Below are 26,998 nucleotides of genomic sequence, written 5' to 3'. Positions count from 1 at the left end.
CCGGATGCGTACGGAGCGAACTCGTTTGGCGTTGGTGACGGCCGCCCTGGCGGCCCTGGTCCTGCCCGCGACGGCGGCCTGCGGCTCGGGCGGGGAGGAGCCGGACACGCCGCCGAAGACGGCCACGGGGACCCTGGAGGAGCTGGCCGCGAAGGTCGCGTGCAAGCCGAACATACAGACGGACGCCAAGGAGATCCGTCAGGCGAACTGCGACACGGAGGACGGCGAGTACGTCCTCGCCACGTTCGCCACGGACCGCGGGCAGCGCGAGTGGATCAACGAGGCCAACGACTACGGCGGCTCCTACCTCGTCGGCCGCAAGTGGGTGGCGGTCGGCGACGAGAAGGTGGTCACCGCCCTGCGCGGCCGGCTCGGCGGCGACGTGGAGACCGGCGCGTCGCACCACTCCGGCGGCAGCGGCGGCGCGACCCCGGAGGGCGGCCACGAGGGCGGCCATCAGGACGGCCAGGACGGCCAGGACGGCCAGGACGGCCACGAGGGCGGTCACCAGGGGCACGAGGGCTGACGGACACGGCCGAGGGGCCGGATCACGGGGTGATCCGGCCCCTCGGAAAGGGTGTACGTCCTCGGGGAGGCCGAAGGGCGTACCGGGTGGTGCTCAGGAGGTGATCAGGCGCAGCGCCGCCCGCCGTTGATGCAGCCGACCATCTGCTGCATCAGCCGGTTGTTGAAGACGTTGATGAAGTCTCCGTGGTCGGTGATCGGCTTGTGGAGCTGTTCCGGGAACGAGTCCACGGCGAACACCGTGCCCTGCGGCACGTCGTAGACGATCCGCTGCACCAGCTGGGGAATGGCCCGGAAGCCGTTGGGGCAGCGGCCGTTGCCGTCGGCGAACGCGACATGCGTGCGGTGGTTGGCGCTGTCGGTGTTCTGGCCGTCCCAGCAGCTCTGGAACTTGAAGGTACGGACGACCTGGCTGCCCTGGGGGCAGATCGGGTACTTGTCCTTCAGCTGCCGGTTCTCGAAGCCGGTGCAGCTCCACGACGCGTTGGCGTTGGCGTCGCCGTTGGTGAACGCCTTGGCGTCACCGGTGATGATCCGCAGGAACTTGGGCATGGCGGTCACCCGCGACACCGGGCTGCCGACGAAGTTCATCGTGACCTGGCTGGGCGTGAGGATCTCGCCGACGTTCTGGTCGTTGCCGCCGCCGTCCTCGTTGGCGTCGTCCTCGTTCTGGCCGTTCTGGAGGCGCAGGACGGGCCAGAAGTAGGTCGACTTGTCGCCCTGGTTCCGGCAGGTGGTCTGCCCGTTGGCGAGGTCGTCGTCGCTGGCGAAGGCGTCGTTGGCCTGATTGCCCACATAGTCGTGCATGTGGTGGGCGCCGTTGCTCACACCGGGGGCGACGATCACGTTGTCGGGGTTGAACTTGCCGTTCTCGTTGCGACCGCAGTCGGTGACGAAACTGCCGCGCGAGCCGCCGCGGAGCTGCCGGGGCTGGCGGACGTTGGGCTGGACGCTCTGGATGTCGACGAAGTCGGCCGCGACGGGCCCGTTGCCCGCCTGCCCCTGTCCCTGACCCTGGTCGCCCTGGCCCTGACCCTGGTCCTGGCCGCCCTGGTCCTGGCCGTTCCCGCCCTGGCCGTTCCCGTTCTGCCCGTCGCCCTGGTCGTTACCGTCCTGGCCCTGGTTGTTCCCGTCCTGGCCGTTCCCGCCGTTCTGGCCGAAGCCGCCGTTCTGGTCCTTCACCTGGTTGGCGTCGTCCGCGCGCATGGTGCACGGGGCCATGCCCTCCAGGTTCTTCGGGCGCTGCGAGAACCGGTCGATGGCCACCACGATCCGGCCGATCGCCGCGGTCCTCTTGTCCTTCAGCGGATTGAGGATCGCGTTCTGGGCGAAGGCCGGGTCCTGCTGGATCTGCTGCCTCTGGTCGGCGAAACGCTGATACGCCTCGGTGATCTGCGAGTCCATCGCCGCCAGTTCGCGGTCCACCTCGACGCGGACCTGGCGGGGGACCTCGGAGAGGCCGTTGGCGACCTCGGGGCAGTCGATGGTCGACACCTGATTACCGGCGTTCAGCGGCTTCTCCTGCTGCCGGTCGCCGGACCAGCCCGACCAGCCCTCACCGGCGGAGGCGTAGACATTGGCCGCGATCAACCCGCCGCCGCCCAGTATCAGGGCAGCCGAGGCGGCGATCGCCCGGTTGGCCAGTGTCGAGCGTTTTCGTGTGCGTCGCATGGAACTCCAATCCTGGGCGGGGTGAACCGCGCCGTTCCATACGGGCACCCTCCGGGGCCCGTTCAGCCCGCCGCGGAATTCGTAGAAAGCTACGTCCCCAAAGCGGGCGAACCCCTACGCCTCGGCCGGACGGCCCCGGCCGGACGCCTCCGCCCGGCCGGGGCGCGCCCTCACCGTCCCAGCGCGGCCGCCTCCTGCTCCGGGGTGATGCCCAGCGGCGACCGCTCCGTGCCCGGCGCACCCCCCGTCGTCCGCAGCCAGGCCCAGGTGTCCGCCACCGTCTCGGCCACCGGGCGGCAGCGCAGGCCGGCGGCCAGCGCCCGGGACACGCCGGCGCGGTGCAGCGCGTCGTGCAGCTCGCCGGGCGGCGCCCAGATCGGCAGCCCCGACCAGGGCTCGATGCCCGCGGCCAGGATCGGCCCCGGCTCGGTCCAGCACAGCTCGGCGTCCGACCCGGTGACCCGTACGCAGGCGTCCAGCAGCTCGCCCGTCGTGGTGTGCCCGGGCGGGCTCACCAGGTTGTACGGGCCCGAACGCGCCGCCTGCGCCGCGTCCAGCAGCCACCCGGCCAGGTCCCGTACGTCGATGTACTGGAGCGGCAGGTCGCGCGGCCCCGGGGCGAGCACCGGCCCGCCGCGGGCGATCCGGCGCAGCCACCACGGCAGGCGGCCCACGTTCTCCCACGGGCCGACGATCAGACCCGCCCGGCCCAGCAGCACCCGCTCCTCGCCGAACGCGTCCAGCGCCGCCAGCTCCCCGCCCCGCTTGGCCTCGGCGTACCCCACCCCGGTGGCGTCCGGAGACCCCGCGACCAGCGGGCCGTCCTCGTCCAGCCCGGGCGCCCAGGGCCAGGCGTACACGCTCCGGCTGGAGACGTACACATAACGCCCCGCCCGCCCGGCGAGCAGCCGCGCGGCGTCCCGTACCGCGACCGGGTCGCCCGCCCAGGTGTCGACGACCACGTCCCACCGGCCGCCGCCCCCGGCGAGCGCCGCGAGCCCGTCCGGCGCCGCGCGGTCGCCCAGCAGGGACTCCACCCCCGGGGGCGCCTGGTGCCGCCCCCGGTGGAAGACCGTCACCTCCCAGCCGCGTGCCACGGCCGCCTCCACGACCGCACGCCCCACGAACTCCGTACCACCCAGCATCAGCAGTCTCATGCGCCCACCCTGCCCCGCCCGGTGTGTCTCCCGACACAGGTTCTGCCACAAGACGACCGACCGGTATCCGTCCCTCCGGCGAGATGGCACCATGTGCCGACGATGACCCACGCCCACTCGCCTCTGCGCGCCCTGCGTGCCGCCCTGTTCGCGGCAGTGTGCGTGACTTTGGCCGCGGTGGGGCATTCCTCCATGTCTGCCCATCCGGTGCCGGCCGGTGCGCTGGTCCTCGCGTTCGCCGTGACCACCGCCCTCGCCTGGCTCGCGGCCGGCCGCCGCAGGGGAGCGGGCTTCATCGGTACGGGCCTGCTCGCCGTCCAGGGCGTCCTGCACCTGACGTTCCTGGGCGGCGGACACCACGGCCGGCCGCCCGGGACACCCCACGCCATGCCCGCCGGAACGGCCCACGCCGTGCCCGCCGGGTCCCACGGCATGGCCCACCCCCCGGCCCCGGGAGTCGCGGTCACCGCCCCGGCGCACGGCCCCGGCTCCGAAGCGGCCGACCTCGTCATGGCCCTCACCGGCGGCGCGTCCGCCGGCATGGTCGCCGCCCACCTGCTGGCCGCCGCCGTCTGCGCCGTGTGGCTCGCCCGGGGCGAGGCCGCCTTCTTCCGGCTCGCCCGCGCCCTCGGCGCCCTCGCCTTCACCCCGCTGCGGCTGCTGCTGACCGCCCTCGTCCTCCTGCCCGAGCCCCCGCGCCCGCCGCGCCCCCGTCCCCGGGACGCCCGGCGGCACCAGGGCCGCGCCCTCGCACACGCCCTCTCCCGGCGCGGCCCGCCCGCCCTCGCCGTACCCCGCGCCACGGTCCCCGGAGCGACACACGTCTGACCTCGGGGGCCGGTCACCCCCTTCAGACACGCATCAGCGCCGACTCCTAGGACAGTCATGGCCATTGACGACCGTACGGCCGCGGAGACAGCCGCGGAAACCGCGACGGAAACCGCGACGGAAACGGCGGAGGACACCGCCGGCACCGCCGGCACCGCGCCCGCCTCTCCCGAGTCTCCCGGCTCTCCCGAATCTCCCGGACCGAGATCGACCTGGGCCGCCCTGCGGCCCCTCCTCCTCCGGCTCCACTTCTACGCGGGACTCCTCATCGCCCCGCTCCTCCTCATAGCCGCCACCACCGGACTGCTGTACGCGCTCTCCTTCCAGGCGGAGAAGATCGTCTACCGGCACGAACTCCAGGTCCCGGCCGGCGACCGGGTCCTCCCGCTCTCCGAGCAGGTGGCGGCGGCCCGCGAGGCCCACCCCGACGGCACCGTCACCGCCGTCTGGCCGTCCCCCGAGGACGGCGCCACTACTCGCGTCCTGATGGCGCACCCGTCCGTCGAGGAGGGCAAGTCCCTCGCCGTCTTCGTCGACCCGTACACCGCCGAGGTACGCGGCGACCTGCCCAGCTACGGCAGCTCGGGCGCCCTCCCGCTGCGCGCCTGGATCTCCGAGTTCCACCGCACCCTCCACCTCGGCGACCTGGGCCGCAACTACAGCGAGATGGCCGCCAGCTGGCTGTGGGTCGTCGCCCTCGGCGGCCTCGCCCTGTGGATCGGCCGCCGCCGCACCGCCAAGCGCCGGCTGGTCCTGCCCGAGCGCGGCGCCCCGTCCCGCCGCCGCACCCTCTCCTGGCACGGCTCGGTCGGCCTCTGGGCCGTGACCGGCCTGGTGATCCTCTCCGCCACCGGCCTGACCTGGTCGCGGTACGCGGGCGAGAACATCGACGCCGTGCAGTCGCAGCTCGGCGGCGCCACGCCCACCGTCTCCGCCACCCTCGACGGGGCCGCCCCCGGCGGCGGCGCGGACGGACACGAGGGCCACGGCGGCGGCCACCACACCGCACCCGCCCCCCAGGGCCCGGACATCGGCATCGACAAGGCCGTCGAGGCCGCCCGCGCCACCGGTGTGGACGGGCGGATCGCCGTCACGCTGCCCGCCGACGGCAACGCGTACGTCGTCAAGCAGACCGACACCCAGTTCCCGGTCCACCTCGACTCGGTGGCGATCGACCCGGCCGACGGGCGGGTGGTCGACGAACTGCGGTTCGCCGACTACCCGGTGCTCGCCAAGCTGACCCGGTACGGCATCGACCTGCACATGGGCGTCACCTTCGGGCTCGCCAACCAGCTGGTGCTGGCCGCCCTGATGGTGGCGCTCGTCCTGCTGACCGTCTGGGGCTACCGGATGTGGTGGCTGCGCCGCCCCACGAAGGAGCGCACCCTGAGCGCGGGCCGGGCGATGCCGCGCGGCGCCTGGCGGAAGGTGCCCGTCACGCTGCTCCTCCCGCTGGCCGCCGCGACGGCGCTGGTGGGCTGGTTCGTGCCCATGCTGGGCATCAGCCTGCTGGTGTTCCTGGCGGTGGACATCACCCTGGGCCTGGTGGCCCGGTCCCGCGCCCGTACGGGAGCGGAAGCCTAGGGCTCGTACGTGTAGCCGACCCGCCGCACGGTCCGGATCGTGCGGCGGTGCTCGGCGCCCAGCTTGCGCCGCAGCCGGGCGACGTGCACGTCGACCGTCCGCCCGTCGCCGACGTGGCCGTACCCCCAGACGGTCGTCACGAGCTGGTCGCGGGTGTGCACCCGGTGCGGGTGCGCCACCAGGTGCGCCAGCAGCTCGAATTCGAGGTACGTGAGGTCCAGCGGCCGGCCCTCCACCAGGGCGGTGCGCCGGGCCGCGTCGATCGTCACCGGCCCGGTGCCCGCCGGGGGCGCCGGTTCCGGCAGCGGCTGCTCCGCCGGGACCAGCAGCAGATAGCCGACCATCGGCGGCTGTCCGGGCAGCGAGGGGATGGTGTGGGCGGGCGCGGGCACCCAGGTGGCGCCCGGGGGCAGCACCCCGGCCGCGTCGATGCCGCCGGGCAGGGCGCCGGGCAGGCCGGCGCCGGGCAGGCGGGCCGCGGCCTCGTCACGCTCGTCGACGGCTCGCAGCCGGTGGCGCACCGGTGCGGGGGAGGGGGCGTGGGAGGAGGCCGGGGAGGACAGGGCGGTGAGGGCGGAGGTGTTCGCCATGGCGGGTCAGCTCTTTCGCGCGAAGGGACGGAGACGTACGTCGTCGCGCGCCGGCCAAGAGACCTGCCCGGGTCCGGAAGGACCGGAACGGGGCGGGGCGGAGGTGCCGAGAGGCGTCAGAGGGCCGGCGCGTTCGTCGCGCGGCAACACACCCGGTCGAAGTCGTGGTGCTGACGGGACGGCCAGAACGGCTCGAGGTCGCTGCGACCCGTCGCGGTGTCCTGGAGGCTGGCCATGCCCCCATTCAACCAGACGCCCGCCCGCGGCACCCGCCCCCGGGCGGTTTCTCCCCCTCCGGGCGTCTTCCCTGGCCAATCCCGTACGGCCGCTGGCGAGTTCCGTACGCCGCCATGGCGAAGGGCGCCCGTACGCCGCCATGGCGAAGAGCGCCCGTACGTGCCCATGGCGAAGGGCGCCCACCGGTGAACGGTGAGCGCCCTTCTCGTACCGCCGCGGCCCCGCCGCGGATCAGACCTGGCCGGCCTTCTCCAGCGCGGCGCAGCAGGTGTCCACCAGCAGGCGGGTGACCGTGTACGGGTCGACGTTGGCGTTCGGACGGCGGTCCTCGATGTAGCCCTTGCCGTCCTTCTCGACCTGCCACGGGATGCGGACCGAGGCGCCGCGGTCCGAGACGCCGTAGCTGTACTCGTTCCAGGGGGCGGTCTCGTGCAGGCCCGTCAGGCGGTCGTCGATGCCGGCGCCGTAGTTCTTGACGTGGTCCATCGGCTTCGAGCCCTCGCCCAGCGACTCGCAGGCGGTGATGATGGCGTCGTACCCCTCGCGCATCGCCTTCGTGGAGAAGTTGGTGTGCGCGCCGGCGCCGTTCCAGTCGCCCTTGACCGGCTTGGGGTCGAGGGTGGCGGAGATGTCGAAGTCCTCGGCGGTGCGGTAGAGCAGCCAGCGGGCCACCCACAGCTGGTCGGAGACCTCCAGCGGCGCCAGCGGGCCGACCTGGAACTCCCACTGGCCGGGCATGACCTCGGCGTTGATGCCGGAGATGCCCAGGCCCGCCTTCAGGCAGTTCTCCAGGTGCGCCTCGACGACGTCGCGGCCGAAGATCTCGTCCGAACCGACACCGCAGTAGTAGCCGCCCTGCGCGGCCGGGAAGCCGCCCTCGGGGAAGCCGAGCGGACGGGAGCCCTTGAAGAAGGTGTACTCCTGCTCGATGCCGAAGATCGGCTCCTGCGCGGCGAACCGTTCCGCCACCTCGGCCAGCGCGGCCCGCGTGTTGGACTCGTGCGGCGTCATGTCCGTGTTCAGGACCTCGCACAGCACGAGGATGTCGTCGCCGCCCCGGATCGGGTCCGGGCAGACGAAGACGGGCTTGAGCACACGGTCGGACGCGTGGCCCTTCGCCTGGTTGGTGCTGGACCCGTCGAAGCCCCAGAGCGGCAGGTCGGCCACGCCGGTGGCGGCGGAGCCGGCCATGATCTTCGTCTTCGAACGAAGCTTGGCGGTCGGCTCGGTGCCGTCGATCCAGATGTACTCAGCCTTGATGGAGGTCACGGGGTCTCATCCTTTGCGGGTGCAGCGGTATGCCGCGCAGCTTGGCAACAGGGCATTTCCCGGCCGTTGCCCATATGTGAACCCCGTGTTAACCGGTCTTATCGTCCGTTTCGTCGATCAACGGGACGGCTTCCGGTGTGATCGTCCCATCCTCCCACGGAAGGCAGACTTGCGGACATGAACAGCAAGCCTCGAATCGGACTCCTCGGTACCGGCCCCTGGGCGGACCGCACCCACGCCCCCGCGCTCGCCGCGCACCCCGGCGTCACCTTCAGCGGGGTCTGGGGCAGGCGCCCCGAAGCGGCCGCCGCCCTCGCCTCGGCCCACGGCACGCGCGCGTACGACGACGTGGACGCCCTGTTCGCGGCGAGCGACGCCGTCGCCTTCGCCCTGCCGCCGGACGTCCAGGCCCCGCTGGCCGCCCGCGCGGCGGCGGCCGGGTGCCATCTGCTGCTCGACAAGCCCGTCGCCACCAGCGTGGCGGGCGCGCGCGAGGTGGCGGACGCGGCCGGTGCGGCGGGTGTGGCGTCCGTCGTCTTCTGCACGCTCCGGTTCGCCGAGGCGACCGCCCCCTGGATCGAGGAGCAGGCCGCGCTGGGCGGCTGGTACCTGGCGCGGGCGCACTGGCTGGGCGCCCTCTTCTCGCCCGGCTCCTCCAGCGCCTACGCCGCGTCGCCCTGGCGCCGCGAGAAGGGCGGGCTCTGGGACGTCGGCCCCCATGTGCTGTCGGTGCTTCTGCCGGTGCTCGGCGACGTGACGGAGGTGACCTCGGCCGTCGCGGGGCCGGGCGACGCGCGGCACCTGGTGCTGCGGCACGCCTCGGGCGCGGGCAGCACGATGTCGCTGAGCCTCGGCGCCCCGCCCGCCGCCTCCGACGCGGGCGTCACGCTCCACGGCGAGAAGGGGCGGGCGGTGATGCCGTCCTGGGCGGACGCGGTCGGGTCGTTCGGCGCCGCGGTGGACGCGCTGCTGGCGGCGGCGCGGAGCGGGCGGCCGCACGCCTGCGACGTACGGTTCGGCCTCCGCCTGACCGAGATCCTGGCGGAGGCGGAGGCGGAGGCGGAGGCGCGGCTCGCCGACTGAGCCACGCCTCCTGCTCGTGGGGCGTCAGCCGACGCGCTCGATCCGGGCGTTGCGGATGAGGAACTTGCCGGGCTCGCGCACCTGCTCGAACGCCGCGTTGTTGAGCAGGGCGCAGCTCCCGGACGCGGAGGTGACCTCGACGGTGGTGGACTTGTCGTTGTCGAGGTTGGTCACCTTGAGCTGCGTACCGACCGGGAACTGGTTGCTGGAGGCGGCAGGGGCGCCGCCCTCGCCGGACAGGGTCACGGTCGACCCGGCGCAGACCACCTCGCCGGCCGCGCCGCCGGGCTGCCCGCCAGCGCCGTCACCAGCGCCATCGCCGTTGCCCTGACCCTGACCATCAGCCGCGCCACCGCCGTTGCCCTGTCCCTGTCCCTGCTCCTGTCCCTGTCCCTTGCCCTGACCGTTGCCGTTCTCCTGACCGTTGCCCTGGCCTTGACCGTTGCCCTGGCCTTGGCCCTGGCCCTGGCCCGCGTCGGCACCGGCGCCCGGTGCCTGGCCGCCCGCCTGGGCGCCGCCCGCCCCGCCGCCCTGGCCCACCTCGCACCCGGCGGCCTCCTGCTGGCGCTTGATCTGCTCGATCACCGCCTCGCGGTTGGCGATCCGCGCCTCCGACTGCGCGTCCGGGTTCGCCCGCTGGCCGGCGATGAACTTCTCGTTGTTGCCCAGCGCCGTCGCCAGGCCGTCGCAGGCCACCGACGCCTGACTGGTGCCGGTCATCACGACCGCGGTGCCGCCGACCATGGCGGCCGCCCCGACGAGCAGGGCGATCTTCTTCCTGGCGCTGAGCGTCTTCTTGCGTGACACGTGGGGGGCTCCTGTCCCCGGCCGTGCGGGGGAGGTGACGGCCGGATCGGTTCCGTGTTGCCCCTAGGTACGCGCCGTACGGCGATTCCGCTCAACTCCCTTCGCGCTTGGCCTATTTGCCGCCCGCCGAGCGGGTCAGGAACGGCCGAGCGCGTCCCGTACCGCCTCGTCCGTGCGGCCCACCACGGCCGTGCCGTCGTCGGCGGTGATGATCGGGCGCTGGATGAGCTTCGGGTGCTCGGCCAGCACCGCGATCCAGCGCTCGCGCGCACCGGCCTCCCGCGGCCAGTCCTTCAGCCCCAGCTCCTTCGCGGCGGGCTCCTGGGTACGGGTGATGTCCCACGGTTCGAGGCCGAGACGGGTCAGTACGTCCCGGATCTCGTCCGGGGACGGCACGTCCTCCAGGTAGCGCCGGACGGTGTAGTCCGCGCCCTCCTCGTCGAGCAGCCTCAGCGCGCCGCGGCACTTGGAACAGGCGGGATTGATCCAGATCTCCATGCCCGCAACCGTACCCCCGGGGACCGGTCAAAGCGGCGCTGGCCAGGGCCGATTGTCAGTGCCCGGCGGTAAAATCGTAGGAGTTCGTGAGGGCCCGGGGGAGGGTCCACACACCGCGTACCAGGAGGTCGCCGATGTCCGTTGCCGCACTCACGACACCGCCTCTCGAACCGTTCACGCCCCTCCGGAAGAAGCCGCTCCCGGCGGGCCTGCCCCGCGAGTGGTACGTCGCGCACAACCGCCGCCTGAAGGCCATGCGTCTGGCGATCGCCCTGCTGGACTCGGGTGTCTACCACTCCGCGCAGGCCGGTGACGAGACGATACGGACCACGGCGGCCCGCATCGGCGTCCACCCGCCCTCCGCCGTCACCTGCCGGATGGTCCGGGCGCTGATCCACAGCAGCCGCTGACAGCAGGGCACCCGTCCCGTGCCCGCCGCCCCGCCCGGGGCGGTGGGCACCTCCGCCCACGACCACCGGATGTGCGCACCCCTATGCCCAGTCCCCACCTGACCGACGAGGAGCGGCGCCACCGCCTGGCCCGGCGCCACCATCTGGCGCCGGAGGCCCGCGCGGACAGCGTCGAGGAGATCGCCCGGTCCCTCACCGCCCTGCACGGCACCGACCCCGCCACGGTCCACCTCGCGGCCGGCGCCCGGCTGGCCGACCCGGCGGGGCCGGTCGCCGCGATGGAGCGCGCCCTGTACGAGGACCGCACCCTGGTGCGGATGCACGGCATGCGCCACACGGTCTTCGTCGTCCCCGCCGCGCTCGCCCCCGTCGTCCAGTCCTCCACCACCCACGCGGTCGCCGTACGGGAACGGGCCACCCTCATCGCCCAGTTGACCGCCGGCAGCTCCCTCGACGCGGCCTGGCTGGCGGACGTCGAGCGGTCGGCCCTCGCCGCGCTCGCCCGGCGCGGCGAGGCCACCGCCACCGAGCTGGCCGAGGAAGAACCACGGCTGCGCGAGCAGTTCGTGTACGCCCCCGGCACCCGCTACGAGCAGCGGCAGGCCGTGTCCTCCCGGCTGCTGCGCCTGCTGGGCACCGAGGCCCGGGTCGTACGGGGCCGTCCGCTCGGGTCCTGGACGTCCAGCCGCTTCCGCTGGGCGGTCGCCCCCGCGCTCCCCGACATCCCGCCCGCCGAGGCCCGGGCCACCCTCACGCGCGCGTGGCTCGCCACCCACGGCCCGGCGACCGAGGCCGACCTCAAGTGGTGGACGGGCTGGAAGGTCACCGACGTCCGCGCGGCCCTCGCCGCCGTGCGGGCCGTCCCGGTCCGGCTGGACGACGGCGGCACCGGCCACGTCCTGCCCGACGACACCAGGCCGACCACCGCGCCGGCCCCCTGGGCGGCCCTGCTCCCCGCCCTCGACCCCACCTCCATGGGATGGCAGGGCCGCGACTGGTACCTCACGCCCGCCCAGCGCACCGCCCTCTTCGACCGCAGCGGCAACATCGGCCCCACCGTCTGGTGGAACGGCCGCGTCGTCGGCGGCTGGGCCCAGCGCCCCGACGGCGAGCCGGTCTGGCGCCTCCTCACGGACGGCGACCCCGGCCGCGAGGCGCACACCGCCATCGAGGCGGAGGCGGCCCGCCTCCACGCCTGGCTGGGCACCACCCGCGTCACGCCCCGCTTCCGCACCCCGCTGGAGCGCGAGCTGTCCGCCTGAGCCCGCCCGCGCCCGTGTCCCCGGCCGCCTGCCGCCTGCCGCGTGCGCGCCCGCGCCCGCGTCAGCGGTCCTGGCCGTGTGTCCCGGTACGGCGGAGGGCCGCCACCCCGGCTGGGGGTGGCGGCCCTCGCGATGTTCCTGGCCCGCGCCAGGGGGCTGACTAGAGGTCGAAGTACAGCTCGAACTCGTGCGGCACTCTGCGGACCTCCTGTGATATGACGACAGGGCCTTTGACCTGCTGGTTTGTGTCTCGATAGTTCCCGTTGTAGCTCACTGCTACTCGATACCCTGCGGACTGTCTGCGGACTGGCCGCCGGTGTCACCCTCCGTTGCCGCTTTGACGATGCGGCGGATCTGCTGGCGGGTGTAGCCGGTGGCCTCACAGATGTCCTTCTGCGGGAGCTCCTCGGTGGCGGCCTGTCGGATGGCCTCGGCGAGCTCCTGTCGAAGGATCTCTGTACGGGTCTCCGACTCCCGGAAGCGGCCGGCGAGGTACTCGAGAGATCGCTTGTCCATGCAGGTCAGTGTTCCATTCAGCATCATGGAACATGACGTTACTCCCAGAAGGGCCAGATGCCTAGGTCCTTGGGTGTTGACAGGGAACATGGTGTTCCCTACGGTGGTGTTCAGCTCGCCGAAACGGAGAGCGGCCCCGGCCGGTGCTACCAACACCGGACGCGGGGCCTAGGTATCGACCCTGAGTAGAGGGAGCGAACCATGAGCATCACCGTACCCGAGAACTTCCGGCCCTCTGGCGGCCTGGTCAAGCCGTTCCTGTCGGCCATCCCCACGCAGCCGTCGGCGGCCGAGCCGGTCAAGCCCCGCACCTGGTCGTTCATCTCGGCCGAGAACGGCGACCTGCTGAAGGTCACGTGCCCCGAGTGGTGCACGGCGGACCACACCCGCGACGCGGAGACGCCGACACACCCGGAAGACATCTGGTGCCAGGCCGACGGTGGCGCGCCGCTGTTCATGCCGGTCAGCATCGACTACGACCCGGAAGAGGTGCGGGTCATGTCGTGGACGCTGAACGTCCGGCCGTTCTCCGGCCGGCTGAACGTCCGGCGCCCGCACGTGTCCGTGGAGCTGATCCAGGACGCGTGGCTCGAGGACTTGGACCCGGAGGCGCTCGAGGACGTCATCGACACGCTGGAGGCCCGTGTCAGGTCGCTCCGTGAGGCGCACGCCCAGCTGGTCGCCGCCCGCGCCGCGTACCGCAAGCAGGCCCAGGCGTGAGCGCCCGCATGGTGACCATCCCGACGATGGACCACGGCGACGTGACGATCCCCTGCCCGGCCTGGTGCACGCAGCAGTACCACCAGGCGGGCGGGGCCCGGGTCGACATCACGCACACCGGGCAGGACGTGCCGCTGTACGTGCCGACGCCGGAGGGCAAGTCGCCCCTGCTGGCGCTGATGCTGGAGCAGCGGCCGTTCACGGAGATGGACCCCGGCCGGGACGTGTTCGTGTCGGTGGAGCTGCTGGCCGGCCCGCACCCGATGGACCCGGTGGCGCTGGACGCGCTGGCCGCGGCCCTGGTGGACAACGCCCGCGAGGTCCGCGCGATGGCCCGCCGGCTGGCCGTGCTGAAGGCGGCCCGGTGAGTTCCCGCTGGCCTGTACGCCGTCCGACCGAGCACGCCGCGCTTCGTGCGGCGGGCCGGTCGGTCCGGCCGCTGCCTTCTGTTCCTGCCCTGATGGCCGCGCTCCTCGAGGCGAGTGAGCGCCGGGACCGTGAGGGCGCCTGTCTGGCCGCGCACCTGGTGGTGCGCGTGGCCGAAGGAGTCGACGAATCATGCTGAAGAAGACCCAGACCACCTGGCCCGAGGGCGTCCTTGCCCGCTACCTCACCGTCGGCGGAGCCACCGTCGACGTGACCACCCGCTACAACGCCTTCACACCGCCCAAGCCGATCGCGACCCTCGCCTCCTGCACCGGCTGCCCGGCATCCGAGGAGGTCGGCCACTGGTTCGGATCGGGTGCCCATTTCAACGGCACGTTCAGGGAGGAGCACGACCGGGAGCGCGCCGACTCCCAGGCACGCGAGTGGGCCCAGTCCCACGCCGAGACCTGCCGGGCCATGCCCCGCCCGGAGGCGTCGTGAAGAGCGTCGACGCAACCAGGGCCCTGGCTATCGGGGCCGGCGCCGTCATCATCGCCCTGACGGGTGCTGCGTTCTGGCTGTCCTACGCGCACCTCGCCGAGGTGGCGCTCGGGCACGGTCTGCGCACGGCCCCGGCGCGGGCGTGGGCGTGGCCGGCGACGCTGGATCTGTTCATCGTCGCGGGTGAGCTGCTGATGCTGCGGGCGGCGCTGGCCCGCCGGGTGGATCCGTGGGCGATCGGGCTGACGGCCGCCGGGTCGGTCGGCTCGATCGTCCTGAACGTGGCCGGGGTGACCGGTACGCGGGACCCGGGCGCGGTGCCGCTGCTCGACTATGTGGTTGCCGCGGTGCCGCCCACGGCCGCGCTGCTGGCGTTCGGCGCGCTGATGCGGCAGATTCACCAGGCCCTCGCCGAGCGCGGGGAGGTGACCGCCGCGGTGGCCGCCGAGGTGACTGTGGAGCGGGCCGACGACGACCGGTCAGGTGTAAACCCGTCCGGCAATGTCGCAGGTCAGGGCGATTCAGGGTTTACACCTGCCGTGCCGCTCGAGGTGGTCACTCGGCCGGTCATCTGCTCGGGCCCCGCGGACCTGATGCCGTTGCCGCTGCCGGTGAGCCGGAAGCCTGTCGCGGTACCGGCCGAACAGCCTAGGCAGGTGGTCACCGAGACGATCGCGCTCACGCCGGGTGACCTGCGGCGAAGGGCCCGGAAGCTGCATCAGCAGGTGGTCACCTCGGGTGGCCGCGGGGTGACCATCGACCAGCTCCGCGAACAGTTCGGCCTGTCCCGCCGTGAGGCGACCGACCTGCGCCGCCAGGTGGTCACGGAGGTGGCGTCGTGAGTGACCTGGAGAAGGCCGCCCGCGAGGCGGTCGAGGCCGCCGACAACACCGCCATGGTGCAGCAGATCGCCGCGATCCTCGCCGCGCAGCAGCTCCTCGCCCAGCAGCAGCCCGCGCCGGTACCGGCGGCCCGCCCGGAGTTCGACGCCCGCAAGTGGATCGTCGTCGGCGGGGTCGTCGTCTCCGTCGGCCTGGTGAGTGCCCTGTTCGCCGTCGCTATCGCCATCGGCGCCGTGTGCGCCACGGCCTGCCTGCTCGTCCTGCGCGGCATGTGGGCCGACTACCAGAAGGGCAAGTGACAGTGGCCGCACAGCAGACCCCGCCGGGCCAGTGCCCGCAGTGCTGGCAGCACGCCTACGACAAGTCCATTCACCACAGGCTCGGCCCGCGTGAGGACTGCCCCGACTGCGTCGGCCACATGGTCAACGGTTGCCCCTACATCGTCCCCAAGAAGGGCCGCTGACGGTCCCTCCGTCCTCCGCCAGGTGTCCGGAAACCAGACACCTGCGGGGGTGCGGTGGGGCCGGACAGTCCGACCCCGGGAGAGGAACCCATGACCCGCCAGGAAGCCCTGAACCAGGCCGAGAAGGCCCTGCACCGGGCCGCCGCCCTCGCCGCGGACACCGAACGGTGGGCCCGCCACCCCGACTACCCGCACAAGGCGGAGCCGCTGGCCGCCGCCGGGGCGCTGTGGGCGGACACCGCCCGCGCCTACACCCACTACGCCGCGACCCTGCCCGAGGAGAACTGATGGACGCCCCGAAGCTGACGGCCGGCGAGAAGGCCAAGGTCGCCCTGTACGTGGCCCGCATGTGCAAGCGGGACCTGGCCGGCCCCGACGTCGACCAGTCGGACCTGCAGCGAAAGATCGACCGCGTCATCGAGGGCGCCGCCAAGCGAGGAGCGAAGTGAGCGCCCCCCAGTCGACCTGGCGATTCACCGTTGAGGCGACCGACAGCAACGGCCGCCGGGGTACGCACAGCGGGTTCGTCGACTCCCACAGCGAGGCCGCTGCCCGGCAGGGGGTCATCGAGTCGGTGCAGGCCGCCGGCTACCAGCCCTGCAGCGCGGTGACCCTCAAGGCGACGCGCGCCTAGCTCCGCCACGGGGCGGCCGTCACCCGGCCAAGGAAGCCGGCCGCCCCGTGCCCGGTCCCGCAACGAAATGCGTAACGAAAACCAGGAGGAACCATCATGACGGAAGTCCTGGACCGGCCCGTCAACGGTCACCCGGTCGCCAAGGTCAGCCTCATCAAGCCGGCCATCCCCGCCCCGGCCGCCGAGCCGGTGCCGGACGTCGTCGAGGCGGTCGACCTGCCGGACAACCCGCTCGCCGACTGGCTCACCGTCCCCGACGCGCCCGTGCTGCCCGCGTGGGCGCGCACCCCGCAGCTGGTGAAGGCCAACACCAAGGCGCTCGGGCTGCTGTGCTGGTGGCACACCCGCTACCACGGCATCCGGGTGCCGAAGTACGCGGCCAAGACGGTGTGGCTCGCCTCGCGTGGCTTCTTCCGCGCCGCCCGCGGCCTGTGGCCGGTCCTCTCCTGCCAGGACCACACCCGCACCGTGAAGGCCCTGGCCGCGCAGGTGAAGGCCCGCCCGGAGGACGCCGAACTCGCTGTGCGGCACCAGATGGCGCACCGGGCCCGTACCGAGTCCCGCCGCTGGCGGTGGGGCGCCGCCGCCGGCGCGGTCACCGCCGCTGCCGTGGGCATCGCCCTGGCGCCGCCGCTGCTGCAGTTCGGCGCCCTGGCCGCCACCACCATCCCCCTCGCGCACCTGGGCCGGGGCAAGGAAGCGACGTTCCTCGACCAGGCGTCGCCGCCGCTGCGCGTCGACATGAACGCCCAGCAGCTCAACGACGCGCTGCGCGCCGCCGGCCTCCTGAAAAGCGGCAAGGGCGACGACGACGGACCCAAGGTCACCTGCGTCATGGGCCCGGTCCGCGACGGCCACGGCTGGGCGGTCATCTTCGACCTGCCGAAGGGCGGCGGAAAGACTGCTGCGGACGTTCTGGCCAAGCGCACCACCATCGCCGCCGAACTCGGCGTAGACGAAATCCAGGTGGTCATGTCCCGCGTCCGCGCCGCTCAGGGCGGCAACGCCTCCCGCGTGTCCATGTGGGTCGCCGACGACGACCCGTACCTGGCCGAGCCCGTACCGTCGCCGCTGGCGAAGGCGGAGCGGTTCTCCCTGTGGGAGCCGGTCCCCTTCGGCCGGGACGCCCGCGGCAACCCGATCGCCGTGCCGGTGATGTGGCAGTCGATGTTCTTCGGTGGCCTGCCGCGCCGCGGCAAGACGTTCACGCAGCGGCTGCTGACGGCGGCCGGGCTGCTCGACCCCTACGTGCGGCACTACGTCGCCGACTTCAAGGGCGGCCAGGACTGGATGCAGATGCGGCAGGTAGCCCACCGCCTGGTCCTCGGCGCCGAAGACGACGCCATCGAGGCGTTCAAGGCCATGCTCGCCGAGCTGCTCACGGAGATGGAACGCCGCTTCGCCATCCTCCGCGAGCTGCCGACGAGCATCTGCCCCGAGGGCAAGCTCACCCCGCAGATCGTCGAGAAGTACAACATGCCGATCATCTTCGTCACCGTCGATGAGCTGCAGGAATGCTTCATCGCCATCGGCGACGACAAGGAGCGCAAGGCCGTCATCGACGACATGGCGCGCATCGCCCGCCGCGGGCCGGCCGCCGGGTTCATCTCCAACTACGCCTCCCAGCGGCCCGACGCCGAGTCGGTGCCGACGAAGCTGCGGGAGATCATCACCATCCGGGCGTGCACCCAGGTCACCGACCAGACCAGCTCCGACATGGTGCTGGGCAAGGGCAAAGCCTCCATGGGCGCCGACGCGTCCGTCCTGTCCGAGGACCACAAGGGCGTCGTCGTCCTGGTCACCGGCCCCGCCTCGTTCGCCACGGTCAAGAACGACCTGCTCACCACCGCCGAGTTCAACGCCCTGTGCGCCAAGGGCCGCGCAATGCGCAAGCAGGCCGGGCAACTCACCGGCGACGCGGCCGGGGACGTCGTCACCGGGGCGGCAGAGCACGGCTACCGCGTCCCGGCCGTCCTCTCCGACGTGCTGGAGTGCATGAAGCACTCGCCCCGCATGTACACGCAAGACCTGCTGGACCGGCTGGTGAATCTCGATGAGGACACCTACGGCGACTGGGACGCCGAGAAGCTCGCCAAGGAACTCGAGGCGGCCGGGGTGAAGCGCACCAGCAAGCAAGTGAAGATCGACGGCAAGAACGGTGCCGGGTACCAGCGGCGCGACATCGAAGGGGCCATCCCCTTCACCGGGTAGAGGGGGACCCCGCTACCAACCCCCAGGGGCCGGCCCGTCATCGACGGTGCCGGCCCCTTTCGTGTGGGCGCCGAAAGTAGCGGGGGCCCTTTACCCCGGTCACGGGGGCGGTAAGGCCCGGTGACCTGCAAGGTAGCGCGGGTAAGGGGGGATGTGTCAGCCCTTCCTGTTGGCCCTCATGGCGGTGATGGCGGGCTGCAGAGCGGCAACCACCCTGCCGTCGGATCGGCCGTCGACGTAGGCGGCGAACTCCTGGCCCTGCACGACCAGGCGCAGCGCGTCACCGGGCTGGAGCCCACTAGGGGCGGCGGCCTTGGTGACGAGCGCGTTGGCCTGCTGGGTGGTGAAGACCGGCTCGGGCCGGCCTGTGCCGTTGTAGGCCAAGTTCAACCCGGGCTGGAGGTAGCCGCCGGAGTCGTACTTGTCGGGCTGGAAGCCATACCAGGAGGTGAACAGCTTGTCGTTGTAGCCGCGAGCCCGGGGGCCGACGACGACGCCGTCGCCGCCCCGTGATTCGACCTTGGTCTTGCCGAGGGTGCCAGCGGTGTGGCCGACTCCGGCGTGGGTGATGCCGACCTTGAACGCGGAGGCGCCGTTGCGGACCCAGCCGGGGGCGGTGCCGCCGTTGAACGCGTGCGTCGACCAGCGGCGATGCGGCTTCTGCCCCCGGATGACGGACTCGATCGCCGACATGAAACCCGAGCAGTCCCAGGAGGGGTTGCCGTTGCCGCCCCACTGATATGCCAAGCCGTTCTGGGTCTTGGCCCACTTCAGGGCAGCCTGGATGCGGGGGCCGCCGAGGATGTCGCCGGCGCCCCTCTTGTCGGCTTCCTTGCTGAACCCGAAGATCGAATCGATGATCTTGGTGGGGATGCGGCGGATCATCTTGCCGATGCTGGTGTCCGCGCCCGGGAACTTCGCCAGCAGCGGGTCGACCACCTCGGTCACGCCCGCCCGCGCGGACTTCTCCAGGGTGTCGCCGAGCCAGTTCGCGCCCTTCTTCACTCCCTCCCACACGGCGCTCCCGGCGCCTGCGACCTTCTTGCCTATCCAGCCGAAGATCCCGCCGTCCGCGAACCGCTGCACAGGGGTGTCCGGATTGCCGCCGAGCGCCGGAGCGAGGGCAGCCTTGACGCCGTTCGCCCCTCGCGACGTGGCGATCTTGTTCATGGTGGACACGAACCCGGAGCCGACCGCACGGGTGAACTCCGGCCGCATGATGGCCTCGCCGCCGGACAGCTCAAGGCCGCCGCCGGTGGGGCTGTAGAAGCGGTGGACGTCCTTACCCGGGGTGTAACCGGGCAGGACACCGCCGGTGGCCCACTTGGAGACGTCCATCTTCTTGATCTCCGGGGCGCCGAACGCCCTGGCAACCAGGTTCCAGGTGGGGACGATCCCGCCGTTGTAGACCTTCTCGATGATGAATTTGACCGGCTTCTTCGCTAGGTCCTCGACCTTCTGCCAGGCGCGGCCGATGAAGTTCTTCGCGTCCTCGAAGCTGCGGCCGACGGCGGCGACGCCCTTCTGGATGCTGGAGAACGCGGGCCGTATGGCCTTGTCCCACAGCCACTTGGCCTTGTCGCCGATCCAGCCGAAGACGGGGCCCAGGATGTTGTCCCAGACCCACTTGAAGCCGCTGCCGACGAGCTTGATGCCGGCGCCGATGCTGTTGAACGTGGGCTTGAGGAACATGTTCCACAGGCCCTTGGCGCCGGCGCCGATCCACCCGAACACGGGCTGGAGGATGTTCCGCCACAGCCACATGGCGATCCGGCCGATGAACCGGAACGCGGGGCCGATGGCGTTCTCCCACAGCCACATCGCGATCACGCCGAGGCCCTTGATGGCCAGACCGATCGGCAGGAGGACGGCGACCACAAGCGCGGTCAGCAGGATGCGGGCGGCCAGGGAGATGAAGTTGAACACGGGCTGAAGGATGTTGACCCACAGCCAGGTGGCCCATTGGCCGACCGTCTGCAGGGCGGTGACGAAGCCGCTGAAGATCGGCTTCAGGATGTTGTTCCAGACGAACGACGCTGCCGTCTGGATCGCCGCCCACGCCCCCTGGACGATGTTCCGGAACGTCTCGCTGTGCTGGTAGGCGTAGATGATCCCGACCACGAGAGCAGCGATCAGAGTGATGATCAAGCCGATGACGTTCGCTCGCATCGCCGCGTTCAGCGCCAGCGTCTGCCCCGTCAGAACGGCCGTGACCAGACCGGCCGCGACGACCGCGCCCCGCCAGATGGCCAGCGCCAGCGCCGCCAGCTTCGCCCCGATCGCGATCGACGCGAACGTCACACCGATCACCGTCAGCACGTCGACCGGGATCGCCGACAAGCCGTTGGCGAGCGCGTTGATGAACGAGATGGCCGTCGCCGCCATCGGCGCCAGCGCGACCCCCAGGTGCATGACCGCAGCCAGGAGGTTGCCCAGCAGGTTCGCCACGATCGGGCCCTGCTGCGCGCTGTAGGCGAGGAACCGCTCGAACGCCGGCGAGCCCTTCAGATTGCTGCCCCACTCGGCGAACCGGCCGGTGATCTCCTGCATGCGGGTCGAGATGGACTCCATGTGGGGCAGGAAGGCCTGGATCACCCCGGCCATGCCCTTGAAGATGCGGCCGAAGCTGACGCCGAGACCCTCGAGAGCCGGGCCCGTTGCCGCGGCCATGTCCTTCTTGAACTCTTTCCACCACGGCGACTTGAACCCGGCCGAGATCCGGTCCTGCAGACGGCCGATCGCCGCAGCCGCTGCCAGCACGAACGGCGTCAGGCCAGGCAGGGAGCGGCGGATCCCGTCGAGCGCCCGCGTGAAGATCGGCATCACAGCCGGCTGCAAACTCCGCGACCAGGCGGAGAACGCACCACGCAGCAGCTGGAAGCTGTTGAACGTGCCCCGGGCCGCCGGCGTCATCTTCGCCAAAGCCGCCTGATACTTCGCCTGAGCCGCCGCCGCGGCGTCCGCCCCGCCCGCCGCCGACAGCTGCGCCGAACGGATCTGCCGCTGAGCCGAGGCGATCGAATCCGCGGCCTGCTGCTGGGCGGTGGCGACGTTGGCCTGAGCGTCGACGATCCGCTCCTGGGCGTCCGCCACGTCCTGGGCGTTGCGTACAGCGGCTCGGGCCTGCTCCTCCTGGGCATCCTTCACCCCGCGGGCCTGGTCGGCGACCCGCCGCTGAGCGTCCGCGACCCGCTCGTGCGCGGCACGAACCGTCTCCGAACCCTCCACGCCGGCCCGGTTCGCCTCCGCGGTCTCCCGCTTCAGCCGCTCGTTCTCCCGCCGCTGCCCCTCGAGCGCGGCCACCGCCTGGTCGAACGTGAGCTGGGCCTGGTCGCGCTGCAGCTGCGTCGCCTTCTTGTCGGCGCGGGTACGGTTCAGCTCCTCCTGCGCCTCACGGACCCGCAGCACCGCGGCCCGCTCGTCCAGCGCAGCACCCGCGAGCCGCTCGTTCATGTCCCGCAGCTGATCCGCCGCCGACTTCCTCGCGGCCGTCAGATCCTCCTGCGCACGCTGCGCGTCCCTCTGAGCGTCCTTCAGGGCCCGTTCGGCGTCCTGGACCTGCCGGGCCGCCTGCTGGCTCCTCGCAGCCGCCTGAGCCGCTACCTGGGCCGCGTTCTGCCGGGCCCGCGAGACCGCCTCCTGCGCTGTCGCTACCTGCCGGGCGCCGTTGCGCTCCGCCGCCGCCAGAGACTGGGTAGCCGAAGCGAGCTGAATGGCCCGCTGCTGCGCCGCCACCGCCGCGGCGGCACCGTTCGCCGTCGACCGGGCGGCAGCGTCCTGAGCGGCCTTCTGCGCCTGCAGCGCCCCGGCCACATCGGCGATACCCGGCGCAGCAGCCGCGCCCAGAGCGCCCAGCCCCACACCGGCGGCGACACCCGCTGCGGCTATCGCGCCCAGACCGGCGGCCACCACCGGCAGCACCGGCAGGATCGCCGGCCCGAACGCCGCCGCCGCGGTGACCAGCATCCCGAACGAGCGGATCACCGGATCCACCCGCACGTCGACCCCCCGGCCGTCCAGCCGGTCAATCTCAGCCCGCAACGCGGTCAGCTCCGCCAGGGCCTGCCCGGTGTCGACACGGACGTTCACGTCGGGATGGTTCGCGCCGAGCCGCTGCAGGTCGCCCTCGATACGGCCGATCTCCGCCAGCGCTGTAGCCGCGTCCACGTCCACGCCGATACGCCGACCGGACAAGGTCTGCAGCCGAGCCCGCAGCCGGTCAAGGTCCGCGTTCAGACCCGCGTCGCCCAGGCGCACATCGGCGCGCGGCAGGTTCCGCATGGCGGCCTCTACGCGGGTGCGGAACGTGCGGCCGAACGCGCCACCCGACTCCGAGCCCTGACGGGTCGCCACCGTGGTCGCCTGCCGGCCGCCCCGCTGCACGCCGTCCCGGACCGCCGCCGACACCTGGACCGTGATCTGCTGCCCGATCGTGCGGGCCAGCTCCTGCCCGACCCGCTCACCGGCCGGCACCAGGCCGCCCCGCATCCGGGCGTAGAAGCCTCTCGTGTTCGGTACTACGTCGACTTCGACGGAGCCCACTTGAATCGCCATAGCTGCCCCTCTCAGGCAGTCCGTGCGGCGCGGGCCCTTAGAGGTCAGACAAGGGTGGGGCGTGTGCCCCTAGGTGGATCTTCAGCTACCGGGGCCGTATTGGCGCTGGCCCTCTGTACGGGTCTGGGGATTTTGGATCTTCGGCTTCGGGTCGCCTCCCGCGGCCCACACCCGGCGGGCCGCCTCCCAGTCGCAGCGGCCGAAGTAGTACACCTGCAGCGGGTCCTCGAGGTCTTCCGCCCACAACTCCGGCCGGTACACGGCCAACCAGCCCGGGAAGTCCCCCGATCGCTCGCGGCTACGGCGCCTACTCACGCCGTCCCCCGCCAGCGCGTCAACGCCGCCTTACGGGCCTGGGAAGAGCGGGCCCGGGCGTCGCGCTCCTCCTGGCCCTCCTCATCCGGCAGCTTCAGCGCGGCCAACAGACGAGCCACCAGGGCACGGTGCTGGCGGAGTTCCTGCACCAGCGGGTTCGCCACGTCCTGGCCCATCGAGCCCTTCACCACCAGCCGGGCCTCCTGCAGCTCGATGTGCATGCGCTCGATGAGGTCCGCTTCCCGGCAGGCGTCGCCGAGGATCCGCAGCTCGTCGACGCGCAGCTCGAACGCCTCGCTGATCTCCAGCCACAGCTCCATACCCTTCGGGCCAAGCCCCTCAGGCGGATCGTTCAGAGCCATCACGGCCCCCTTTCAAGATCAGGAAAAACACGGCGCGGTGAGCACGCAGACGGTCGAGAGCTATACGGCCCCGATGGCTGAGGGGGTGGGGAGGGGGTTATGCCCCCTCCCCGGGTCGGCGCTGGCGGGTCTGTGCGGCTGGTGCGTCCGCTCGCCACCATCGGTCCCGTGATCGTGTGCCTGGGGGCGCTCACCCTCTGGTTGCAGGAGGATGCGCCGCACACGCGGGTGCCGTTGACGCCGAGTCTGTGGGGTCACGCCGCTTGGTCGCCGTCGAGCGGCTGCTGCGCGAGCATGTCGAGCTGGTTCGGGTGGAGCTCCCCGAGCCCGCTGGGTGCGGCGATCCCGTACTCCATGGCCTTGCTGAGCTTCCACACCGCGTCGTCGGTGTCGGGCAGCTGCCGCATGGCCTGCAGGGTCTCGGCTTCGGCCGGCTTGTCGGCCACGTACTGGTCGACGACTGCGGCCCATGTCGGGTCGCCGGACCAGTCGGCGGCGCGTGCGGCGATGGCCTTGGCGAGGATGTGGTCGCCGTCGCGCTGTGCCCGCCGCATGGCCTGTGCGGCTTCCTTGGGGGTCTGGTACTGGGATGCACGGTCGTTGGCGTCGCGTCGTGCGACGACCGCGGTCGGGTCGGGTGCGAACCCGTGGACGCCGAACAGTTTGCGCTCGAGCTGCTCGCGCTCGCGGTGGATGCGCTTCTCCTCGCCGGCCTTCAGCTCGTCGAGCTGGTTGCGGGCGGCGATGAACGCCCGGGCGAGCATGGTGCGCTTGGCTTGGGGGGTGAGGTTGCGCTGGGCGTCGATGCGCTGGGCGGCCCGGTTGAGCTGGTCGCGTACTTCGTCGGGGGTCATGACATGTCTCCTTCGGTTGCTGCCTGGTGGGCGAGTTGCTGGGCGTCGTGGATGGCGTTCTGGACGGCTTCGGGGGTGATGGCTTCGCGGACGAGCTCGGCCATCGACAGGACGGCGGCTTCGGTGACGGCCGCGGCGTGGTCGGGGTCGAGGCTGCGCAGCAGGAGCCGCACGGCGGTGGCGTCCCCGCGGAGGGCCGCGGCTGCGACGAGCGCGGTCGTGCGCACCAGGTGGCCGGTCACGGCTGCTCCTTGGGCTGTCGGCGCATCTTGGCGGCGTGCCGGGCCTTCAACCCGTGCCGGCGGGCTTCGGCGAGCTCGGCACGCCGCTGCTTCTCTGCTGCCGCTTTGGCCTTCACCGCCGCTATCCGCGCGGCTATCACCTGCTCGACATGGGACGTCATGACGTCTCCTCGGGGCGGGGGGCCTCCTGGATCGACAGTCGGCGTCCCGAGCCGCGCCCCGGCCGCCACTGCTGAGGGGTCCACGTCGGCATGCACTCGTCGCAGATGTCGTTGGTGCGGACTCCTGTGCTGCCGTCCGCCCTGACCATGGGCGGGAAGCGCCATCCGTCGATGTAGGCGGCGATGCGCGCCTCTTGGGCGGAGTTGTGGCCGTGGGGGTAGCCGTGGGGCTTCTTGCACCCGTCGCATTCGAGGATGTAGCGGCTGAAAGTGACGGAACTCATGTGTCTGCTCCTGGTCTGTGGTTGTGGTCGAAAGGCGGCAGCAGAAGGGGCGAGTGGGGGGTTCGGTTGATGCCTGTCTGCCGGGGGGTGCACGTTCCACCCCCCTAAAGGGGGGGGTGGAAACGTGCACCTAGGCGGCGTGCACCTGCGTGCACCTATGCGTGCACCTGTGACCTGCTGTTTTGTTGTGAACGTGCACCTGTCGTGCGGGTCGTGCGGGGTGCACGGTCGATCGGGTGCGTGCACCCCTGCGTGCACCTCATGCGGTCCCCGTGGGGGCGGGGTAGTAGGAGGCGGCACCGCCGGGGTAGGCGGGTTCGACTCGGGTCAACTGGCCGTCGAGGGCGAGCTTTTCGAGCTTTCGCCGCGCCTTCTCCTTCTGGGCTCTGGTCGGGCTTTTCGTCTCGAACAGTGCTTCGGCCGCCGAGAGGGCCGTCAGCCCCTCCGGGCCGGACACGCGCGCCATCTCAAGCAGGTCGGTGGACTGCGTGACGCTCGTGACGCCGGCCGGGTGGTCGTGCGTCAGGTGCAGCGGGCCGACTTCGTCCATCGGCTGCTTCAGGTGGCGGAAGCTGACGACCGGATCGCCGGCCTCTCCCCACAGCAGGGCGATGGATCCGGCGCCGGACGTGATCCAGACGGAGCCGTAGATGTCCGCCATGGTGTTCGGTGCGGCCCCGTTCGGTCCCCGCTTGACCAGGTGGTGCAGCTCGAGCACCTGCACCCCCTGAGCGAGGGCCAGTTGCCGGGCCCGGTTGTACCCGGCGCCGACCTGGTCGTCGGAGAGTCCGACCGCCGCATCCTTCAGTGAGTCGATGACCACCGTGTCGGCCCCGGCCCGCTGGCACATGGCGGCGAGGATGTCCGTCCGCTGCGCCAGGTCGAACGGCGGTGGGCCCTCCCAGACGACGAGCCGGTCGTTCAGCACCTCCGGCGGGTCGTAGGCGAAGATCCGGTGACCTGCCCGCCTGGTCTGTGATGGCCGGTCCATCGCCAGCAGCAGCACTCGCTTGCCGGGTGCTACCGGGTAGCCGAGAACCTTGTCCTGCAAGCCGATGCGGGCCCGGATGATTTGGTGGGCCAGCGTCGTCTTGCCGACTCCTTGCGGGGCGGCGATGAGGAGCGCTTCTCCTTCCGCCCACAGGACTTCGCTGCCGGACCCCCAGACGGCCGGCGGGGTCGCGGGGACGTTCTGGAAGAACGCGCCGCCCTGTTTGAACGGGCCAACCGGCTCCTCGGCGGGCGGCGGGGCCAGCGTGAGGGGCGGCGGATGATCCGTGAGGGCAACGGTCGGATGCGTCACGCAGCTGCCCTCCCTTCGCGGTAGGTGCGGGTGCGGTTGTGGGGCATGTCGACTTGGCGGCCGTCGATGAGGTGGCGCCACTTGTCGGTGCCGGGTACGCGGATGGGGGGCCATCCGGGGCTGGCCTGTACGGGCCGGGCCGGGGGCGGGATGTAGGCGGCGGCGCGGCGGGCCGATTCGGCGGATTCGGCGCCGGTGGGCCGTGCCCGGGTGCAGTCCCGGAACCACTGGATGAGGGCTTCTTCGTCGCCGTACTTGCGCCATTTTTCGGCGGCGTCGAGGGCGGCGGCGAGCCTCTTGGGGTCGTCGGGGTCGAGGGCGATCCAGTCGTCGCTGGCGTACTTGGGGAAGAAGCCGGCGTAGTACAGGCAGCGGGCGTCGGCCCACAGCTGGACGATGTCGCCCGGGTCGATGTGCGGCCCGTCGTGCGCTACCGTGGCAGCAGACGAGCCGCTAGCCGCGGAGTCTTCCTGAGAAGGGCCTGTGTGCAGCAGGCCCTTCTTTGCGTTGTCGCTCACGCCACTTGCCGCCTCTCCGCCTGCTGGGCGTCGTAGCGGTCGATGTCGTTCCAGCGGGCCCGCAGGTGCTTGCCGACCCGGAACATGAGGGGGCCGATGCAGGTCTGGGTGTGGTGCCACCGATAGACGGTCTTCTTGGGGACGCCGTAGTGGGCGGCCAGCTCCTCGGCCGTCGCCAATGGCCTACGCCCCGGCGGCAGTGCCGTGTGTGACATGCGCACTCCTTGTGAT

General features: G+C 72.0%; 32 protein-coding genes. 16 read left to right on the top strand and 16 right to left on the bottom strand.

The genetic code is table 11. From position 1 onward, the window contains the following. Nucleotides 1-4: 4 nt before the first annotated feature. Entirely contained in the window at nucleotides 5-526 is a 522-nt protein-coding gene (locus ACF08D_RS07485; RefSeq protein ID WP_392221607.1) for a hypothetical protein, read from the top strand. Between the two features lie 104 nt (nucleotides 527-630). On the opposite strand, the gene ACF08D_RS07480 is transcribed toward ACF08D_RS07485, so the two are convergent. Both ACF08D_RS07480 and ACF08D_RS07475 read right to left on the bottom strand, forming a co-directional pair. Continuing rightward, nucleotides 631-2,196 (bottom strand): DUF1996 domain-containing protein, encoded by a 1,566-nt coding sequence (locus ACF08D_RS07480; protein WP_392221606.1) that lies wholly within the window; start codon nucleotides 2,194-2,196, stop codon nucleotides 631-633. A 170-nt stretch (nucleotides 2,197-2,366) separates the two neighbouring features. Further along, nucleotides 2,367-3,353, bottom strand: coding sequence for an NAD-dependent epimerase/dehydratase family protein (locus ACF08D_RS07475; protein WP_392221605.1), 987 nt, complete (start codon nucleotides 3,351-3,353; stop codon nucleotides 2,367-2,369). Nucleotides 3,354-3,545: 192 nt separating this feature from the next. Here ACF08D_RS07475 and ACF08D_RS07470 point away from each other — a divergent pair, with 192 nt between their 5' ends. Then, nucleotides 3,546-4,181 (top strand): hypothetical protein, encoded by a 636-nt coding sequence (locus ACF08D_RS07470; RefSeq protein WP_392221604.1) that lies wholly within the window; start codon nucleotides 3,546-3,548, stop codon nucleotides 4,179-4,181. 57 nt (nucleotides 4,182-4,238) lie between these two features. After that, the gene (locus ACF08D_RS07465) at nucleotides 4,239-5,765 is read left to right on the top strand and encodes a PepSY-associated TM helix domain-containing protein (RefSeq protein WP_392221603.1); all 1,527 of its coding nucleotides are present in this window, start codon (nucleotides 4,239-4,241) and stop codon (nucleotides 5,763-5,765) included. Here the strand turns inward: ACF08D_RS07465 and ACF08D_RS07460 are convergent. Together ACF08D_RS07460 and glnII are read right to left on the bottom strand one after the other, a co-directional pair. Then, on the bottom strand, nucleotides 5,762-6,355 hold the full coding sequence (locus ACF08D_RS07460; protein WP_392221602.1) for a winged helix-turn-helix domain-containing protein: 594 nt from the start codon (nucleotides 6,353-6,355) through the stop codon (nucleotides 5,762-5,764). The two genes, ACF08D_RS07465 and ACF08D_RS07460, sit on opposite strands and share 4 nt — an antisense overlap. Nucleotides 6,356-6,823: 468 nt before the next feature. Continuing rightward, nucleotides 6,824-7,861: a glutamine synthetase gene (gene glnII, locus ACF08D_RS07455; protein WP_392221601.1), complete on the bottom strand. Its 1,038-nt coding sequence runs from the start codon at nucleotides 7,859-7,861 to the stop codon at nucleotides 6,824-6,826. Between the two features lie 177 nt (nucleotides 7,862-8,038). Here glnII and ACF08D_RS07450 point away from each other — a divergent pair, with 177 nt between their 5' ends. Next, nucleotides 8,039-8,944 carry a Gfo/Idh/MocA family protein gene (locus ACF08D_RS07450; protein WP_392221600.1) on the top strand — a complete coding sequence of 302 codons (906 nt, stop codon included), beginning with the start codon at nucleotides 8,039-8,041 and terminating at the stop codon, nucleotides 8,942-8,944. A 24-nt stretch (nucleotides 8,945-8,968) separates the two neighbouring features. On the opposite strand, the gene ACF08D_RS07445 is transcribed toward ACF08D_RS07450, so the two are convergent. Both ACF08D_RS07445 and ACF08D_RS07440 read right to left on the bottom strand, forming a co-directional pair. Then, nucleotides 8,969-9,751 (bottom strand): hypothetical protein, encoded by a 783-nt coding sequence (locus ACF08D_RS07445; RefSeq protein ID WP_392221599.1) that lies wholly within the window; start codon nucleotides 9,749-9,751, stop codon nucleotides 8,969-8,971. A gap of 135 nt (nucleotides 9,752-9,886) precedes the next feature. Next, on the bottom strand, nucleotides 9,887-10,249 hold the full coding sequence (locus tag ACF08D_RS07440; protein ID WP_392221598.1) for an arsenate reductase family protein: 363 nt from the start codon (nucleotides 10,247-10,249) through the stop codon (nucleotides 9,887-9,889). A 134-nt stretch (nucleotides 10,250-10,383) separates the two neighbouring features. Here ACF08D_RS07440 and ACF08D_RS07435 point away from each other — a divergent pair, with 134 nt between their 5' ends. Together ACF08D_RS07435 and ACF08D_RS07430 are read left to right on the top strand one after the other, a co-directional pair. Then, the gene (locus ACF08D_RS07435) at nucleotides 10,384-10,659 is read left to right on the top strand and encodes a hypothetical protein (protein WP_392221597.1); all 276 of its coding nucleotides are present in this window, start codon (nucleotides 10,384-10,386) and stop codon (nucleotides 10,657-10,659) included. Between the two features lie 83 nt (nucleotides 10,660-10,742). Continuing rightward, the gene (locus tag ACF08D_RS07430) at nucleotides 10,743-11,921 is read left to right on the top strand and encodes a winged helix DNA-binding domain-containing protein (RefSeq protein WP_392221596.1); all 1,179 of its coding nucleotides are present in this window, start codon (nucleotides 10,743-10,745) and stop codon (nucleotides 11,919-11,921) included. Between the two features lie 276 nt (nucleotides 11,922-12,197). Here ACF08D_RS07430 and ACF08D_RS07425 read toward each other — a convergent pair whose 3' ends face one another. Beyond that, nucleotides 12,198-12,437: a helix-turn-helix domain-containing protein gene (locus ACF08D_RS07425; protein WP_392221595.1), complete on the bottom strand. Its 240-nt coding sequence runs from the start codon at nucleotides 12,435-12,437 to the stop codon at nucleotides 12,198-12,200. 201 nt (nucleotides 12,438-12,638) lie between these two features. Between ACF08D_RS07425 and ACF08D_RS07420 the strand changes: the two genes are divergently transcribed. The 10 genes from ACF08D_RS07420 to ACF08D_RS07375 all read left to right on the top strand — a co-directional run bounded on the left by ACF08D_RS07420 (nucleotide 12,639) and on the right by ACF08D_RS07375 (nucleotide 18,174). Further along, entirely contained in the window at nucleotides 12,639-13,157 is a 519-nt protein-coding gene (locus tag ACF08D_RS07420; RefSeq protein ID WP_392221594.1) for a DUF6907 domain-containing protein, read from the top strand. Then, nucleotides 13,154-13,525, top strand: a complete 372-nt coding sequence (locus ACF08D_RS07415; protein WP_392221593.1) for a DUF6907 domain-containing protein — start codon at nucleotides 13,154-13,156, stop codon at nucleotides 13,523-13,525. Before ACF08D_RS07420 ends, ACF08D_RS07415 begins: the two co-directional genes overlap by 4 nt. 190 nt (nucleotides 13,526-13,715) lie before the next feature. Continuing rightward, nucleotides 13,716-14,024, top strand: a complete 309-nt coding sequence (locus tag ACF08D_RS07410) for a hypothetical protein (RefSeq protein WP_392221592.1) — start codon at nucleotides 13,716-13,718, stop codon at nucleotides 14,022-14,024. After that, nucleotides 14,021-14,866 (top strand): DUF2637 domain-containing protein, encoded by an 846-nt coding sequence (locus ACF08D_RS07405; RefSeq protein ID WP_392221591.1) that lies wholly within the window; start codon nucleotides 14,021-14,023, stop codon nucleotides 14,864-14,866. The genes ACF08D_RS07410 and ACF08D_RS07405 overlap by 4 nt, the downstream gene beginning before the upstream one ends. Next, nucleotides 14,863-15,165, top strand: coding sequence for a hypothetical protein (locus ACF08D_RS07400; protein WP_392221590.1), 303 nt, complete (start codon nucleotides 14,863-14,865; stop codon nucleotides 15,163-15,165). Before ACF08D_RS07405 ends, ACF08D_RS07400 begins: the two co-directional genes overlap by 4 nt. Beyond that, on the top strand, nucleotides 15,162-15,329 hold the full coding sequence (locus ACF08D_RS07395) for a pRL2-8 (RefSeq protein ID WP_392221589.1): 168 nt from the start codon (nucleotides 15,162-15,164) through the stop codon (nucleotides 15,327-15,329). Before ACF08D_RS07400 ends, ACF08D_RS07395 begins: the two co-directional genes overlap by 4 nt. Before the next feature lie 90 nt (nucleotides 15,330-15,419). Continuing rightward, complete coding sequence (locus ACF08D_RS07390) at nucleotides 15,420-15,617, top strand: hypothetical protein (protein ID WP_392221588.1); 198 nt, start codon at nucleotides 15,420-15,422, stop codon at nucleotides 15,615-15,617. After that, the gene (locus ACF08D_RS07385; protein ID WP_392221587.1) at nucleotides 15,617-15,778 is read left to right on the top strand and encodes a DUF6257 family protein; all 162 of its coding nucleotides are present in this window, start codon (nucleotides 15,617-15,619) and stop codon (nucleotides 15,776-15,778) included. The genes ACF08D_RS07390 and ACF08D_RS07385 overlap by 1 nt, the downstream gene beginning before the upstream one ends. Beyond that, on the top strand, nucleotides 15,775-15,963 hold the full coding sequence (locus ACF08D_RS07380) for a hypothetical protein (RefSeq protein WP_392221586.1): 189 nt from the start codon (nucleotides 15,775-15,777) through the stop codon (nucleotides 15,961-15,963). The genes ACF08D_RS07385 and ACF08D_RS07380 overlap by 4 nt, the downstream gene beginning before the upstream one ends. 96 nt (nucleotides 15,964-16,059) lie before the next feature. Further along, on the top strand, nucleotides 16,060-18,174 hold the full coding sequence (locus ACF08D_RS07375) for an FtsK/SpoIIIE domain-containing protein (protein WP_392221585.1): 2,115 nt from the start codon (nucleotides 16,060-16,062) through the stop codon (nucleotides 18,172-18,174). Nucleotides 18,175-18,330: 156 nt separating this feature from the next. On the opposite strand, the gene ACF08D_RS07370 is transcribed toward ACF08D_RS07375, so the two are convergent. The 9 genes from ACF08D_RS07370 to ACF08D_RS07330 form a co-directional block, all read right to left on the bottom strand. Further along, nucleotides 18,331-22,728 carry a hypothetical protein gene (locus tag ACF08D_RS07370; protein WP_392221584.1) on the bottom strand — a complete coding sequence of 1,466 codons (4,398 nt, stop codon included), beginning with the start codon at nucleotides 22,726-22,728 and terminating at the stop codon, nucleotides 18,331-18,333. Between the two features lie 311 nt (nucleotides 22,729-23,039). Next, nucleotides 23,040-23,405: a hypothetical protein gene (locus ACF08D_RS07365; protein WP_392221583.1), complete on the bottom strand. Its 366-nt coding sequence runs from the start codon at nucleotides 23,403-23,405 to the stop codon at nucleotides 23,040-23,042. A 254-nt stretch (nucleotides 23,406-23,659) separates the two neighbouring features. Continuing rightward, entirely contained in the window at nucleotides 23,660-24,259 is a 600-nt protein-coding gene (locus ACF08D_RS07360; protein WP_392221582.1) for a hypothetical protein, read from the bottom strand. After that, nucleotides 24,256-24,501 carry a hypothetical protein gene (locus ACF08D_RS07355; RefSeq protein ID WP_392221581.1) on the bottom strand — a complete coding sequence of 82 codons (246 nt, stop codon included), beginning with the start codon at nucleotides 24,499-24,501 and terminating at the stop codon, nucleotides 24,256-24,258. The genes ACF08D_RS07360 and ACF08D_RS07355 overlap by 4 nt, the downstream gene beginning before the upstream one ends. Continuing rightward, on the bottom strand, nucleotides 24,498-24,662 hold the full coding sequence (locus ACF08D_RS07350; protein ID WP_392221580.1) for a hypothetical protein: 165 nt from the start codon (nucleotides 24,660-24,662) through the stop codon (nucleotides 24,498-24,500). The genes ACF08D_RS07355 and ACF08D_RS07350 overlap by 4 nt, the downstream gene beginning before the upstream one ends. Beyond that, the gene (locus tag ACF08D_RS07345; RefSeq protein ID WP_392221579.1) at nucleotides 24,659-24,946 is read right to left on the bottom strand and encodes a hypothetical protein; all 288 of its coding nucleotides are present in this window, start codon (nucleotides 24,944-24,946) and stop codon (nucleotides 24,659-24,661) included. Before ACF08D_RS07345 ends, ACF08D_RS07350 begins: the two co-directional genes overlap by 4 nt. A 259-nt stretch (nucleotides 24,947-25,205) precedes the next feature. After that, the gene (locus ACF08D_RS07340) at nucleotides 25,206-26,249 is read right to left on the bottom strand and encodes an AAA family ATPase (RefSeq protein WP_392221578.1); all 1,044 of its coding nucleotides are present in this window, start codon (nucleotides 26,247-26,249) and stop codon (nucleotides 25,206-25,208) included. Continuing rightward, nucleotides 26,246-26,767 (bottom strand): hypothetical protein, encoded by a 522-nt coding sequence (locus ACF08D_RS07335; protein ID WP_392221577.1) that lies wholly within the window; start codon nucleotides 26,765-26,767, stop codon nucleotides 26,246-26,248. Before ACF08D_RS07335 ends, ACF08D_RS07340 begins: the two co-directional genes overlap by 4 nt. Then, the gene (locus ACF08D_RS07330) at nucleotides 26,764-26,982 is read right to left on the bottom strand and encodes a DNA-binding protein (RefSeq protein ID WP_392221576.1); all 219 of its coding nucleotides are present in this window, start codon (nucleotides 26,980-26,982) and stop codon (nucleotides 26,764-26,766) included. Before ACF08D_RS07330 ends, ACF08D_RS07335 begins: the two co-directional genes overlap by 4 nt. Nucleotides 26,983-26,998 lie beyond the last annotated feature (16 nt).

It is taken from the genome of Streptomyces sp. NPDC015131, from assembly GCF_043079975.1.
In the GTDB taxonomy this organism is placed as follows: domain Bacteria; phylum Actinomycetota; class Actinomycetes; order Streptomycetales; family Streptomycetaceae; genus Streptomyces.
This window is presented reverse-complemented; position numbering and strand designations above follow the sequence as displayed.